This window comes from Streptomyces sp. NPDC104307, from assembly GCF_055584045.1.
Map to the genome: position 1 here is coordinate 195356 of NZ_JBVJMU010000015.1, position 14327 is coordinate 209682.

Consider the following 14327-nt stretch of genomic DNA (forward strand, 5'->3'; position numbering starts at 1 on the left):
GGGCACCCACCATGAGCGTCAAGGTCCGTATCCCCACCATCCTCCGCACCTACACGGGCGGCCAGGCCGAGGTCCCGGCAGAGGGCGCGAACCTCTCCCAGGTCATCGAGTCCCTGGAGAAGGACCACCCGGGCATCGCCGCCCGCGTCCTGGACGACCAGGGCAAGCTCCGCCGCTTCGTCAACGTGTACGTCAATGACGACGACGTGCGCTTCGAAGGCGGCCTGGAAGCGGTCACCCCGGACGGCGCGGGCGTCTCGATCATCCCGGCCGTCGCCGGCGGCTGCTGAGCCCCGGGACCCGGGCGGTCCCACCGCACCGAGTGCACCGAGTGCGCCGAGCCACCTGAATTGCCCTCTCCGCGACAGAAGCGGAGGGGGCAATTCTGCATGGTTGAGCGCGGTACAGTGTGGGAAGTCCCCTTCGCTGCCCGTGCCCCCCGCATATGAGAATGCGCCCGGCCACGACAAGATGCAGCCAAAGTACCTGAGCCTCTTGCGCCATAAGTCGCCTTTGCCTGGCCCGACTTGCCCTGGAATCTCATGAATTCCTCATATTCGGGTGATCGGCGTGCCTGAGAATTCTCGTCCGATTGACCTGTTGCAGAGGGCAGTTGGGCAGATACATTCGGCCGCGGTCGACGCGTTCCGGCGCACGCACCCTCTCCTGACGGAGGGTGAGTTCTGACCCGGGCCCGCGAAGTGCGGTCCTGTGCAAGGGCCAGTAATAGGGGAGTTAGGCATGGCTCAGGGCACCGTCAAGTGGTTCAACGCGGAGAAGGGGTACGGCTTCATCGCGGTCGACGGTGGTGCGGATGTTTTCGTCCACTACAGCGCGATCCAGATGGACGGATACCGCACCCTCGAAGAGGGTCAGCGAGTTGAATTCGAAATCTCGCAGGGCCAGAAGGGGCCGCAGGCGGACATGGTCAAGCTCGCCGTCGGCTGAGCTCGGCGCGGTCGGCCAACGACACTACTCACGCACGGAGGGCCCGTACCCCTGGGGTACGGGCCCTCCGTGCGTCCCGAGCCACTCCCTGAGGGGGTAGGCGCTTGCACTCTCGGGGGTCGAGTGCTAATCATTGGGCTTAGCACTCTCCGGGTGAGAGTGACAGAAACTTGGACCGGGCCGGTGAGGCCCGCAGGTCTGCCGGGGCAAGGAACCGGCAGACGGCAGGCCGTCCGTCGCGGGCGCCACTCGGTCCGGAGAATCCACCCCTGTCCGGGAGGACCACTTCATATGGCCAAGATCATCGCGTTCGACGAGGAGGCCCGGCGCGGTCTTGAGCGCGGCATGAACCAGCTCGCCGACGCCGTCAAGGTCACCCTCGGCCCCAAGGGCCGCAACGTCGTCCTTGAGAAGAAGTGGGGCGCCCCCACGATCACCAACGATGGTGTTTCCATCGCCAAGGAGATCGAGCTGGAGGACCCGTACGAGAAGATCGGTGCGGAGCTGGTCAAGGAGGTCGCCAAGAAGACGGACGACGTCGCCGGCGACGGTACGACCACCGCCACCGTTCTCGCCCAGGCGCTCGTCCGCGAGGGTCTGCGCAACGTGGCCGCGGGTGCCAACCCGATGGCTCTCAAGCGGGGCATCGAGAAGGCCGTCGAGGCCGTCTCCGCCGCCCTCCTGGAGCAGGCCAAGGACGTGGAGACCAAGGAGCAGATCGCTTCGACCGCCTCCATCTCCGCCGCTGACACCCAGATCGGCGAGCTCATCGCCGAGGCCATGGACAAGGTCGGCAAGGAAGGCGTCATCACCGTCGAGGAGTCCCAGACCTTCGGTCTTGAGCTTGAGCTCACCGAGGGTATGCGCTTCGACAAGGGCTACATCTCGGCGTACTTCGCCACGGACATGGAGCGCATGGAGTCGTCCCTCGACGACCCGTACATCCTGATCGTGAACTCGAAGATCAGCAACGTGAAGGACCTCCTTCCGCTGCTGGAGAAGGTCATGCAGTCCGGCAAGCCGCTGCTGATCATCGCCGAGGACGTCGAGGGCGAGGCCCTGTCGACCCTGGTCGTCAACAAGATCCGTGGCACCTTCAAGTCCGTCGCCGTCAAGGCTCCGGGCTTCGGTGACCGCCGCAAGGCCATGCTCGGTGACATCGCCATCCTGACCGGTGGCACCGTCATCTCCGAGGAGGTCGGCCTCAAGCTGGAGAACGCCGGTCTCGACCTGCTCGGCCGCGCCCGCAAGGTCGTCATCACCAAGGACGAGACGACGATCGTCGACGGCTCCGGTGACAGCGACCAGGTCCAGGGCCGCGTCAACCAGATCCGTGCCGAGATCGAGAACTCCGACTCGGACTACGACCGCGAGAAGCTCCAGGAGCGCCTCGCGAAGCTGGCCGGCGGCGTGGCCGTCATCAAGGCCGGTGCCGCCACCGAGGTCGAGCTCAAGGAGCGCAAGCACCGCATCGAGGACGCGGTGCGCAACGCCAAGGCCGCCGTCGAGGAGGGCATCGTCGCCGGTGGTGGCGTGGCTCTGCTCCAGGCCTCGGCCGTCTTCGAGAAGCTGGAGCTCTCGGGTGACGAGGCGACCGGCGCCAACGCCGTCAAGCTGGCGCTGGAGGCCCCGCTCAAGCAGATCGCCGTCAACGGTGGTCTTGAGGGCGGCGTCGTCACGGAGAAGGTGCGCAACCTGCCGATCGGTCACGGCCTCAACGCCGCGACCGGCGAGTACGTCGACATGATCGCCGAGGGCATCATCGACCCGGCGAAGGTCACGCGCTCCGCCCTGCAGAACGCCGCGTCCATCGCCGCGCTCTTCCTCACCACCGAGGCCGTCATCGCCGACAAGCCGGAGAAGGCCGCTGCCGCGGGCGCTCCGGGCGGCATGCCGGGCGGTGACATGGACTTCTGATCCTGACGGATCGGTAGTTCAGCACGGCAGCACAGCACCACAGCAGTACGAAGCCGGCCCCCGGGGAGCGATCCCCGGGGGCCGGCTTCGTACACGGGCCTGCCCGCTCAGGGCGTGAACACCATCTCCGGGAAGCGTTCGGAGGGGCCGTGCAGCAGGCGGTCGTCGTGCCCGCGCAGCCACCGCCCGAAGAACGACGCCGCGTACGCCCGGCTCGCGGCCGCCGCCCGCTCCGGCCGCACCGTCCCGACCGCCCCGGCCAGTCCGCCGCCCGGCTCCGCGCCCTGCCGGGCCAGCTGCGGCAGCAGCAACTCGGCGTCGGTGTAGGAGGCGTGGCGCGAGCCGGTCAGGGTGACGTCCGCCCGCCAGCCCCGGGTGTTCTTCCAGAACGCCGCCCAGGACGGCTGCTGCCGGTAGTCGCCGGAGCCCTCACCGGCCGTCCCCATCAGGAGCAGCGGCCGGTCAAGACCGTCCGTGGCCACCGTGCTCAGCCGGCTGCCGTCGGGCACCTCGCCGCCCACGTAGTCCAGCTGCCCGTCCATGTTGATGCCCGCCCTGATCCGCCGGTCGTCGTGCATCGTCTGGGCCGCGGTGAAGCCGCCCGCGGAGTGGCCGAACATGCCGGTCCGGCGCAGATCGAGTACGTCCCCGAAGCGCGTCCGGTTCAGTTCCGGGAGCCGGTCGAGCACGAACCGGGTGTCGGCCACCCGGACCGCCACGACTTTGCGCAGCAGGGCGCTGATCGCGTCCGGATCGCTGGGCGGCGCCCCGTCGAAGATCCGCATGGTGGCGAGGCGCCCGTCGGGGAACTCCACCTCGGTCGCCTCGTAGGTGTGGTCGATCGTGACGACGGCGTACCCGTGGCTCGCCAGATCGTCCACCAGGGCGGTGTTCCAGGTGCGCGGGTCGCCGAGGCCGCCGGAGTACAGCACGACGGGCAACCGGCCGGCCCGCGCGGCGACCGGGGCGTCGCGGCGGGCGTGGCTGAGCGTGGCGCCCCAGTCGACGGACCCGGGCGCCATCCCCAGGTTCAGGGCGGCGGCCCCCTCCGCTCCGCCGAAGTGCGCGGCGGCCGCGGCCGTCATCTGCGGCTCCCGCCGCCCGGAGCCGCCGGGTGCGGCCGGGTAGCGGACGCTGATCATCAGCTCGCGGCGCGCGCCGGTCCCCGGCAGCCAGGGCTCCGCGCGGGAGGGGTCGACGAGGTGGTGCACGGTGGAGCCGACCTCGAACGGTCCGGTGGGCCGGGGCAGCCGCGCGGTCGGCAGCGCGGTGCGGGTCCGCCGCCCGCCGACCGCGTAGGACGGGATGGCGCCGGTGGCCACCAGGGCGGACGCCGCGAGGGCGGTGGTGAGGACCTGCCGGCGGTTGGCGGTACGAGTACGCGGGACTGCGGACACCTGGGGCTCCCCGTTCGGGCGGCGCTGCGCGGCACGGTCTCATGTCTCGTGTCGCGGGTTGCGCGGTACGTGTGCGAACGCCTCCACGATGCCCCGCGCGTACCGTCCCGCGCGTGATACCCAGGTGCTCATTCGGCGGCGTGCGACTGGCACCCGGGTAGGGGATGCGGGAGTGTGCCCGGGGCCGCGTCAGGAGTGGAACGCCAGGTACGGGGCCAGGGCCAGGAGCATGGCGGCCATGGCGTACTTGAGGCGGCGGGCCGGGACGGAGCGGGCGATGCGCCAGCCCACGAGCACCCCCACCAGTTCCGGTACGCCGACCACGGCGGCCAGGGTCCAGTCGATGGAGCCGTGCTGCACGTAGCCGATGGTGCCCACGCTCGCGATCACCACGGACTGCGCCTGCGCGGCGGCCAGCGCGGAGAGCACCGGGAGCCCGCAGACGACCAGGAGCGGCACGCTCAGCATCGGTCCGCCCAGGCCGAAGAGCCCCGCCGCGACGGCCACCGTGACCCCCACCGCGACGGTGAGCGCGAGCGGTACGCGCACCGGGTCCTCGGCCGCCCGCGAGGTTGCCGTGCGGCGCTCGCGGAGCCACACCAGCAGGCCGGTCACCGTGACGGCGCACGCCAGCAGGATGCCGAACAGCCGCCCCGAGACGTGGGTGTTGAGCAGTACGCCGACCGGGGTTCCGACGAGCGCGCTCGCGGCGAGGACCCAGGCGGTGCGCCGCGTGACCGGGTCCCTCAGCTGCCCGGACCTGGTGTACGCGGCGGTGCCGAGGACGCCGGTCGCCACGTGGGTGACGATGGCGGTGCCCGCGACACCGGCCGGGGTGAGCCCGGTCAGCAGGAACATGCCGATGGTGGGCAGCACCCCGCCCGGCCCGATCGCGGTGATCCCGATGCCTCCCGCGAGGCCGAACAGGGCGAGCAGAACCAGGGTGAGGGTGTCGGGGGTCCAGGGCATGGCGGTGCCTCCGCGGGCAGTGCAAGGGGTGGGGTGTCGCCTCGGTCAGACGAGGGCGCCGGGCGGGGAGTCGCCCCGGTGGAGCAGCGTGTGCAGGGCGAACCGGTCGGCCCGCACCCGCAGGGACTCGGTGTCCACGGGGCGGCCGTCGGCGAGCCGGGTGAGGCGGTCGATCACGAACAGGGCCGCTCCGGCGGGGATGGCGAGGAGGCGCGCGGTGTCGGGTTCCGCGGTGACGGCGTGCACGGTGATCTCGGCGCTGCCGAGCCGGGTCCCGGTGGTCTCCTCGATGAGCGTGAAGACGTCCCGGTGGGCGAGGTCGCAGCCGAGGAGGGGGCGTCCGATGTCGGGGGCGAGCCAGGTCGAGTCGACGGAGAGCGGCCGGCCGTCCAGGCTGCGCAGCCGTTCCAGGTACACCGCCTCGGATCCGTCGGGCAGTTGGAGCCGCTCGGTGACCGCCTTCGGCGCGTGCGGGACGAGCCGGGCCGCGCGCACCGTGTTCGCCACGGTGCCGTAGTCGACGAGGGTCTCCGCGAGGCCGGTGAGGCGGTCGAGACCGTGCCCGTACTTCGCCGTCACGATCTCGGTGCCGATGCCCCGCCTGCGGGTGATCAGCCCTTCGTCGCGCAGCAGTCCGAGGGCCTCCCGGATGGTGTTGCGGGAGGCGCCGAGCAGCTGGCCCAGGGCGCGTTCGTCGGGCAGCATGCCGTCCTCGTAGCGGCCGGAGGTGATCCGCTGGCGCAACGTGTCCGCGATCTGCCGCGCACGTTCGGCGCGGGGCAGCGGCTGCCTCTCCCGGCGCGGGGGCGGTGCGTGCTGTTCGTCTCGCATGGGGTGTCTCGTCACCTCCTCTCGGGCCCCACGCTACCCGGCGAAAGTCCGCTGCGATGTTACGCCGAAGTTACGCCACCCAAGCTGACCTGCGAAAACGTCTGAGCTGCGGCTTTGCCCCCGACTCGTTGCGCTCCGCCGGTCCGGGCGGTCAGCGCGCTCGCGTGCCGGGGGCGGTGAGGGCCCGGACCATCCGCACGAGCGCCTCGCGGGTGGCCTCGGGGGAGCCGTCGGCGCCGCTCAGGGCCATGCGGGCGAGCTGGGGCATGGTGAGCCACCAGGTCGCGAGGGCGAACGCGGCCCCGAACAGCCGGCCGGGCTCGAAGTCCGCGGTGACGGTGCCGTCGAGCTGGAGGGCGGCGATCTGCGCGGCCTTGCCGGCGTAGTGGGCGGCGCGTTCCGTCTCCGCGACGACCGGTGCGCGCCCGTCACGCAGCCCTTCCCAGGAGAGCAGCCGGAGCAGGTGCGGGTGGGCGCCGTGGTAGTCGTACAGCCGCCCGGCGAAGTCGCCGAGGTCGCCGTCTCCCGGTTCGGGCAGCGGCACGGCCTCGGCTGCCTTGGCCAGTTCGGATTCCAGTACGGCGGTGAACAGCTGCTCCTTGCCGCCGAAGTACTGGTAGATGCGTTCCTTGTTGACCTTCGCCGCAGAGGCGACGCGGTCGACGCGTGCGCCGGTCGGGCCGTGCTCGGCGAACTCCTCCACGGCGGCTTCGAGGAGGAGGCGTTTGGTGCGTGCGGTGTCCCAGGCCATGTCCGTATCCTTACGCGGCGCTTCGTGCGGCGTCCCGCGCGGCGAAGACCTCGCGTGCGGCGGTGATGCCGTTCAGGGCCGCCGGGAAGCCGGCGTAGGCGGCCAGGTGGGTGATCACCTCGGTCGTCTCCTCCCGCGTGCCTCCGGTGTTGAGGAAGCCGTGGATGTGCACGCGCAGCTGGGGCCCCGCCGTTCCCAGGGCGGTGCACATCGCGACCGAGGCCATCTCGCGGGTCTTCAGGTCGATCCCGGTGCTCTGGTAGACGTCACCGAAGACGAACTCGATGAGATAGCGGCCCAGTTCGGGGGCGATGTCGTTGAGGGAGTCCACCACCTGCTGTCCCGCGTGCCCGTCGACCTCCTCCAGGGCGCGCAGCCCTCGGGCGAAGCGCTCGGACGCACCCTCGGCCGCCGGTCCGGGGGCGCCGGGAGCATCTGGGGTGCCGGGCGCGGCCGGGTGCTCGGTGAACACCGCACGCGCGGCGGCGATGCCGTTGAGGGCGGCGGGGAAACCGGCGTAGACGAGCGCGTGCATGACCACCTCGACGATCTCGCGCCGGGTGCAGCCGACGTTGAGCGCGCCCGCGATGTGGAAGCGCAGCTGAGGCTCGGCGTTCCCGAGGGCGGCGAGCGCCGCGACGGTCACCAACTGCCGCTGGGGCAGCGTCAGTCCGGGCCGGGTGTACAGGTCGCCGTACGCGAACTCGACGGCGTAGCGGGCGAGGTCCGGAGCGATGTCGGACAGCGCTTCGAGCGGGGTGGGCGCGGAGCCGCCGATCACCTTCAGCACGTCCAGGCCCTCGGACAGCCGGGACGGCAGGGACGGCCGGGACGTTTCGGTGGGGTGCGGGTGGGACATGTGGAGCTCCTTGCCAAGGGTGGGGCCGGTGAGCATTTCCAACTGACGAGTTGGAAGGTAGCACGCGTGATCACGAAAATCCAACCATCGAGTTGGATGCTCGGTGAGCGGAAACGGCCAGGAGCAAGACCGGTCAGGAATCGAGAAGCCTCGGCTGCGGGGCGGCCCTTAGCGTGATGGACATGGCAATCAACGGTTCCACCGCATCCGACACCTCCCTCGCGTCCGTCACCGTCGAGGTGGCCGACCTCGATGCCGCCCGCCGCTTCTACGCCGCCTTCGGGGTGGACGCCTACATAAGCCTGCGGGCGTCCGAGGCGCACTCCACCGGATTCCGTGGCTTCACTCTGGGGGTCACGGTGTCCGGGCCGGCCACCGTCGACGGCTTCGTCGGCGCCGCTGTGGACGCCGGGGCCACGGTCCTCAAGCCCGCCGCGAAGTCGTTGTGGGGCTACGGCGGCGTCGTCCAGGCCCCGGACGGGACGATCTGGAAGATCGCGACCTCGGCGAAGAAGGACACCGGCCCGGCCACCCGCGAGATCGACGAGGTCGTCCTGCTGATCGGCGTCGAGGACGTGAAGGCCACCAAGGAGTTCTACGTCGGCCGGGGCATGACCGTGACCAAGAGCTTCGGCGGCAAGTACGCCGAGTTCGCCCCCGGCCAGTCCAGCCCGGTCAAGCTGGCGCTGTACAAGCGCCGCGGCCTGGCCAAGGACCTCGGCGTCCCCGCCGACGGCACCGGCTCGCACCGCATCGCCCTCGGTGGCGGCGGCTCCTTCACCGACCCGGACGGCTTCGCCTGGGAGGCCGCCGGGTCGCCCGCTCCCGCGCCGTCCACCGCGCCCGAACCGTCCTGACGCACGGCTCCGCCCGTCCTGACGCACGGCTCCGCGCTCCGCGCCCCTGCTCCCGCCCCGCTGCTCCCGCCCCTCTCATCCGCGTCCGAGGGGGAAGCGGTCGGTCGGCGCTCCGGGCTGTGGAGTCAGGCGCGGAGCAGATGGGCCGAGACGGTCCAGAGGCGCTCGGCGGTGGCGGGATCGAGCGCCCATTCCTTGACGCCGTGCGGGTGCTGCGCGAGGTCGGCGTCGTTCGGCACGGTGTAGGCCTCTTGTGAGTCGTCGAGGTAGTGGCCTCCGGAGTGGGCGAACTCGGGGGCGTGGGCCGCCACGATGCTGGTGGCGGCCCCCTGTTCGACCGATTTGTAGGTGAAGACCCCGGCGGCCTCGGCCGCGTCGAGCGACTCCTTCTGCTCCGGGGTGAAGTTCCGTTGCAGTCCCGTCGCGATACCGCCGGGGTTCACCGCGTTGGCGACGATGCCGTCGGATGCCCAGAGGCGGGTCGCCTCGACGGCGAAGAGGGAGTTCGCCGTCTTCGACTGGGCGTAGGCGATCTGCGGGTCGTAGGCGCGACGCTCGAAATGGAGGTCGTCGAAGTCGATGCCGGAACGCATGTGGGCTGTCGAACTGACCGAGACGATCCGTGCTCCGTCCCGGTCGGTTGCTCCGCGGGCCAGGGCGTCGTGAAGGCCGGTGGCCAGAGCGAAGTGGCCGAGATGGTTGGTCGCGAATTGCAACTCCCATTTCTCATGCGTTCGTTCGAGCCCACCGGTGATCGCGCCCGCGTTGTTGATCAGCAGGTGAAGGGGGCCGCGCCATGCGTCGACGAACCGTGTGACGGTGGTCCTGTCGGCGAGGTCGAGCCGGACGACCCGGGGCCGGATCCCTCCGGTCGACTTCGCGATGGCCTCGGCGACGGCGTCACCTGCGGTCGTGTTCCGGACCGCGAGCGTCACTTCCGCCCCGGCGGCGGTCAGCACCCGCGCCGTCTCGATCCCGAGTCCGGAGGAGGCTCCCGTCACGATCGCGCGGACGCCGGTGAGGTCACCGCCCCGCAGCACCTCCTCCGCGGTGCTAGAGGCGGTGAAGCGCGTGGAGATGAGCCTGCGAGTAGTCACGCCACCTACTATACGTACTGCACTCACTTTGTATAGTTCGACTACCGCTCGTATGCTCACCCCATGAGCAGCCCCGATTCCGCCCACTCCTCGGCGGCAATCGCCCCGAGCGACCGCCGCACCGCGGTTCTGGACTCCGCCATGGTCACGTTCGCGCGATTCGGCTACCGGAAGACCTCGATGGAAGAAGTGGCGCGGGCGGCACGCATCTCCCGGCCCGGTCTCTACTTCCTCTTCTCCTCCAAAGAGACTCTCTTCCGTGCCGCAGCCGCCCAGTCCCTGGAGCGGGACATCGCCGCGGTCCAGCACGTCCTGGCCGACACCGGCCGCCCCCTTCCGGAGCGTCTCGCCGAAGCGTTCGACCAGTGGGCGGGCCGCTATGTCGGGCCGCTGGCGCGCGACGTGGCGGCGGTCATCGAGGACAACCCCGACCTCCTCGGAGAGATCGTCGAAACCGCGCCGCGACGTTTCGAAGAACTGATCACAGGCGCGATCGCCGTCGAGTCAGGACAAGAGGCGGCCTCCCCTGTCGCACAGACGATGATCAGCGCGTCGATCGGCCTCAAGCATCAGGCCGCGTCACGGGAGTTCTACCTCGACCGGCTGAAGGTCGCTATCGGTCTCCTGGTGCGCTGACCTCTCCCGGTGCGCAGATCTCGCAACGAAGCGTCCTCGTAACGCAAAAATCCAACGAAGATGTGTACGTGGACAGCAAGTCGGAGGAAACATCTCGCAGGAGTCTTGTGGGCCGTGAGGTGCGGGTCCTACTGTCGCCTCACCTCCCCGGCGGCCATCCCGGGCTGCCCCGGCCGCACCTCAGAGAGACGGGCCTGCGATGTCACGGAAGATCACCGGTACTGAAGTGAGCCCGCGAAGACCGCGGCGAACAGCCCTGTACGCGACGGCGGTTGCCTCGATGACCGCCGCCGCAGTCGGCCTCGGCGTGCTGACGGGCGCGCCCGCACCGGCCGCCCCGCGCACCCCAGCCACGGCATCGACTGCCGGGGCATCCACTGCCACCGCATCCCCCGTGACCCGCGCCGCCCTCGACCCGGCGCTCGTGGCCGGCCGGGGCGCCGACGTGCCGTTCGTCGAGCAGGAGGCCGAGAGCGCCGCGACCAACGGCACGGTCATCGGCCCGGACCGGGCCGCGTACACGCTCCCGGCGGAGGCGTCCGGCCGCAAGGCGGTCAGCCTGGAGCCGGGCCAGCACGTCGAGTTCAGGCTGCCGCGCGCCGCCAACGCGATCACCGTGCGCTACAGCATCCCGGACGCGCCGAACGGCGGCGGGATCACCGCACCGCTGGACGTCGCGGTGAACGGCAAGAAGCGCTCCACCATGACGCTGACCTCGCAGTACTCCTGGCTGTACAACCAGTACCCGTTCTCCAACGACCCGGGCGCCGGGCTGCTCCACCCGGACTGGTGGATCACCGAGTGCTCCTGCGTACCCAGCGAGACGACCCCGGCCCCGGTCATCGCCAAGCCGTACCGGCCCAGCCACTTCTACGACGAACAGCGCCTCCTGCTCGGCCGTACGTACCGCGCGGGTGACACCGTACGGCTGACCGTCCCGGCGGGCAGCAGGGCCGCGTCCACGACGATCGACCTGCTGGACTCGGAGCTGGCCGGCTCCCCGCACATCGAGCTGCTCGCCGCCAACGTCCTCGCCTTCGGGGCCGATCCCACCGGCCGGCGCGATTCGGCGGCCGCGATCGACAAGGCCATCGCCTTCGCGAAGCGCACCCACCTCAAGGTGTACATCCCGCCGGGCACGTACCAGGTGAACCGGCACATCGTCGTGGACAACGTCACGATCGTCGGCGCGGGCAGCTGGTACACGAAGATCAAGGGCCATGAGGTCGCCCTCGACACCCCGGCCGCCGACGGTTCGGTCCACACCGGAGTCGGCTTCTACGGCAAGGACGCGGCGGACGGCGGCAGCCGCAACGTCCACCTGTCCGGCTTCGCCATCGAGGGCGACGTACGGACACGCATCGACACCGACCAGGTCAACGGCATCGGCGGCGCGCTCAGTGACTCGACCATCGAGGGCCTGCACATCAGCCACACCAAGGTCGGCATGTGGTTCGACGGGCCGATGAAGAACCTGCGGATCACCGGCAACACCATCGTCGACCAGATCGCGGACGCCATCAACTTCCATACGGGCGTCACCGATTCACGCGTAGCCCACACCTTCGTACGCAACTCCGGTGACGACGGCCTCGCCATGTGGTCCGAGAAGACGGCGAACGCCCGCAACACCTTCGACCACAACACCGTCCAGACCCCGGTCCTGGCCAACGGCATCGCGATCTACGGCGGCACCGACAACACCGTCTCGAACAACCTGGTGGCCGACCCGATCCGCGAGGGCAGCGCGCTGCACGTCGGCTCCCGCTTCGGAGCCGAGCCCTTCGCCGGGAAGCTGAACCTCACGGCCAACACCACGGTCCGCGCCGGTACGTACGAGCTCAACTGGAACATCGGCCTCGGCGCCCTCTGGATCTTCGCCCTGGACAAGAGCATCGACGCGGACATCCGGGTCACCGGCAACAACTTCCTCGACAGCACCTACAACGCGATCATGCTGGTCTCCGACTGGGCGGTGAAGGACCAGTACGTCATCAAGGGCGTCCACTTCAAGGACATCAAGGTGGACGGCACCGGCACCTCGGTGCTGAGCGCCCGCGCGGCGGGCGGCGCCACGTTCGAGAACGTGGACGCGCGGAACGTCGGCGCGGTGGGCGTCAACAACTGCGGCTCGTTCAACTTCCCCGCCACGGGCTCTGAGTTCGCCCTGACGGACCTGGGCGGCAACGACGGCGACTGGCTGGCCCCCTGGCTGCTCCCCAACACGATCACCTGCGACGACCGTCCGGCCGTCGTCCCGCCACCGGCGCCGGGAGCGTGGTGACACCGGCGCCGAGAGCTTCGTGACGCCGGCCGGCAGGCAGGAGAACCACTGACGACCGGCTGGGCCGCCCACTCCCCGGGACGGCTCAGCCGGTCACTGCCCCACCCGCCCGTCGACGCACTCGCGCAGCAGGTCGGCGTGGCCGCAGTGCCGGGCGTACTCCTCGATCCGGTGCACGAGCAACTCCCGTACGGCGATGCCGTCCTTGCCCAGCCGGGTGCCCAGGTCCGGGTGCCCGTACAGGGCGGCGTCGGTCGCGGCCTGTTCGCGGGCCAGGTCGGCCCAGGCGGCGTCCACCACGGCCGGGTCCGCGACGGCTCCGTCGAAGTCCGCGTCACGCTTTCCGTAGAGCTTCGGCTTCGGGTCGCCGTCGCTGATCCAGTTGAGCCAGTCCCGCTCGACCTCGGCGAGGTGCCGCACCAGGCCGAGGAGCGACATGGTCGACGGCGGAACGGCCTTGCGGGCCAGCTGTTCCGCGTCCAGGCCCTCGCACTTCATCCGCAGGGTGAGGCGGTAGTCCTTCAGGAAGTCCTGGAGGGTGGCCAGTTCGCCGTCCGGGCTGACTCCTTCGCTGTTGCGGGGGTCGTCGTCGGGGTCGGCCCACATGTCGGGATAGACGGTGGCCTGGCTCCATCGTGCGGGTTGGTCGCTCATGCGTTCCATGGTCGTCTGCGGAGACCCGCGACCGCCAGTGGTTTGCCGCCCGGCGCGCCTTGTCCGGTCCGTGCCGCCCGGCCCGCTGGTCAGCCTGGTCAGCCCCTCTTCTGCCGCTCGGCGCGGGGTACGAGTCCGGCGCGTACGGCGCTCATCCTGGCGCGTACGCCGTGGTCGGGGACGGCGTCTGCGGGGCCGGTGGAAACATCGGGGGAGTTGCCCCGGCAGTTTCCGCACAGTCCGCCGGGCATCGCTTGCGCACTGCCGGGTGCGCGGCATTCGCGGCATTCGAGGGTGCGCAGGACGATCCGGGGTGCCGGGGAGGCTTCGCGTACGGGTGGGAGTTTGTCGAGGAGGCGTCGGCGGAGGAGGGCTGCGGCGTGGTGGATGCGTGGTGGGAGGCCCTCGGTCAGGGCGTTCAGGACTTCCGGCTCGGTGGCGCCGCGCTCGAACCATTCGCTGACCTGCGGTTCGAGCGTCACGCAGTCCGCCTGGGAGAGCGTGAGCGCGGGTGTGTGGCGGCCGAGGGCGGCTAGCAGGATGAACGCGCGGGACCGGGTGGGGCGTTGGGATGTCCGCTCCTGATCCTGCGGTACGTCGCCCCGGGTGAACGCGTCCCACCACTCGTCCCCGCGTGAGGTGCGGGAGAAGAACGTCCGGGTGACCCAGATCAGGGCTTCCTCGGTCGCGACGCACTCGCTGCCCCGGCGCAGGTGGCCCGCTTCCTGGAGCCGGTTCAACGTCGTCCGCAGGGCGCACTGCCCGTACGGGAGCACTTTGGCGAGGGTCTTCACGGAGATGTCGGCACCGTCGCACAGGCCGTCGATGTACGCGGCGACGGCGGCGTCACGGGGGAGCAGGTGGGTGAAGTCGTGATCGGTGCGGGGGCGTTGGCCGGGCGCCGAACGCTTGCCGTACCCGGGATTGGCCATCGGGTGATCAAGCGTGGGAACAGAGGAGGGGGCAGCACTAAGCTGGCTGACAGCCATCAGATCGGGCCTAACGATCGAAGTGGTCAGGCCCCTGTTCGGTGCTTGGGTTCCAGTGGTCGTCGCAACACCGCCTGGTTTTTAGGTGGTGAGTAGATCACGTAGACGCTCGGCTGGGGTATCCCAGTCGAGCGTCTT

General features: G+C 70.3%; 14 protein-coding genes. 6 read left to right on the forward strand and 8 right to left on the reverse strand.

The annotated features are described in order from the left end of the window. The first annotated feature begins 11 nt into the window (after positions 1-11). The 3 genes from ACZ601_RS30280 to groL all read left to right on the forward strand — a co-directional run bounded on the left by ACZ601_RS30280 (position 12) and on the right by groL (position 2865). Positions 12-290: a MoaD/ThiS family protein gene (locus ACZ601_RS30280; RefSeq protein WP_073732972.1), complete on the forward strand. Its 279-nt coding sequence runs from the start codon at positions 12-14 to the stop codon at positions 288-290. Positions 291-741: 451 nt separating this feature from the next. Next, on the forward strand, positions 742-948 hold the full coding sequence (locus tag ACZ601_RS30285) for a cold-shock protein (RefSeq protein ID WP_003967346.1): 207 nt from the start codon (positions 742-744) through the stop codon (positions 946-948). Positions 949-1239: 291 nt separating this feature from the next. Next, positions 1240-2865, forward strand: a complete 1626-nt coding sequence (gene groL, locus ACZ601_RS30290; RefSeq protein WP_440576316.1) for a chaperonin GroEL — start codon at positions 1240-1242, stop codon at positions 2863-2865. A gap of 107 nt (positions 2866-2972) precedes the next feature. On the opposite strand, the gene ACZ601_RS30295 is transcribed toward groL, so the two are convergent. From ACZ601_RS30295 to ACZ601_RS30315, 5 genes are all read right to left on the reverse strand, one after another. Continuing rightward, entirely contained in the window at positions 2973-4262 is a 1290-nt protein-coding gene (locus ACZ601_RS30295; RefSeq protein ID WP_469543989.1) for an alpha/beta hydrolase family protein, read from the reverse strand. A gap of 189 nt (positions 4263-4451) precedes the next feature. Then, positions 4452-5231, reverse strand: coding sequence for a sulfite exporter TauE/SafE family protein (locus ACZ601_RS30300; protein WP_402142938.1), 780 nt, complete (start codon positions 5229-5231; stop codon positions 4452-4454). Positions 5232-5276: 45 nt separating this feature from the next. Next, entirely contained in the window at positions 5277-6062 is a 786-nt protein-coding gene (locus tag ACZ601_RS30305) for a GntR family transcriptional regulator (protein WP_469543993.1), read from the reverse strand. Between the two features lie 151 nt (positions 6063-6213). Next, entirely contained in the window at positions 6214-6813 is a 600-nt protein-coding gene (locus ACZ601_RS30310; RefSeq protein WP_469543995.1) for a TetR/AcrR family transcriptional regulator, read from the reverse strand. A 10-nt stretch (positions 6814-6823) separates the two neighbouring features. Next, a complete protein-coding gene (locus tag ACZ601_RS30315) occupies positions 6824-7672 on the reverse strand; it encodes a carboxymuconolactone decarboxylase family protein (RefSeq protein ID WP_469543998.1) in 849 nt (282 codons plus the stop codon). A 176-nt stretch (positions 7673-7848) separates the two neighbouring features. Between ACZ601_RS30315 and ACZ601_RS30320 the strand changes: the two genes are divergently transcribed. Then, on the forward strand, positions 7849-8529 hold the full coding sequence (locus ACZ601_RS30320; RefSeq protein ID WP_469544002.1) for a glyoxalase: 681 nt from the start codon (positions 7849-7851) through the stop codon (positions 8527-8529). A gap of 125 nt (positions 8530-8654) precedes the next feature. Here the strand turns inward: ACZ601_RS30320 and ACZ601_RS30325 are convergent, their stop codons facing one another. Continuing rightward, a complete protein-coding gene (locus ACZ601_RS30325) occupies positions 8655-9626 on the reverse strand; it encodes an SDR family NAD(P)-dependent oxidoreductase (RefSeq protein ID WP_469544004.1) in 972 nt (323 codons plus the stop codon). Between the two features lie 141 nt (positions 9627-9767). Here ACZ601_RS30325 and ACZ601_RS30330 point away from each other — a divergent pair, with 141 nt between their 5' ends. Both ACZ601_RS30330 and ACZ601_RS30335 read left to right on the forward strand, forming a co-directional pair. Continuing rightward, positions 9768-10262 carry a TetR/AcrR family transcriptional regulator gene (locus ACZ601_RS30330; protein WP_469544041.1) on the forward strand — a complete coding sequence of 165 codons (495 nt, stop codon included), beginning with the start codon at positions 9768-9770 and terminating at the stop codon, positions 10260-10262. A 280-nt stretch (positions 10263-10542) separates the two neighbouring features. After that, positions 10543-12546, forward strand: coding sequence for a glycosyl hydrolase family 28-related protein (locus tag ACZ601_RS30335; protein ID WP_469544007.1), 2004 nt, complete (start codon positions 10543-10545; stop codon positions 12544-12546). A 93-nt stretch (positions 12547-12639) separates the two neighbouring features. Here ACZ601_RS30335 and ACZ601_RS30340 read toward each other — a convergent pair whose 3' ends face one another. Together ACZ601_RS30340 and ACZ601_RS30345 are read right to left on the reverse strand one after the other, a co-directional pair. Then, positions 12640-13209, reverse strand: a complete 570-nt coding sequence (locus ACZ601_RS30340) for a DinB family protein (protein ID WP_469544010.1) — start codon at positions 13207-13209, stop codon at positions 12640-12642. A gap of 89 nt (positions 13210-13298) precedes the next feature. Beyond that, positions 13299-14132: a hypothetical protein gene (locus tag ACZ601_RS30345; RefSeq protein ID WP_469544013.1), complete on the reverse strand. Its 834-nt coding sequence runs from the start codon at positions 14130-14132 to the stop codon at positions 13299-13301. Positions 14133-14327: the final 195 nt, after the last annotated feature.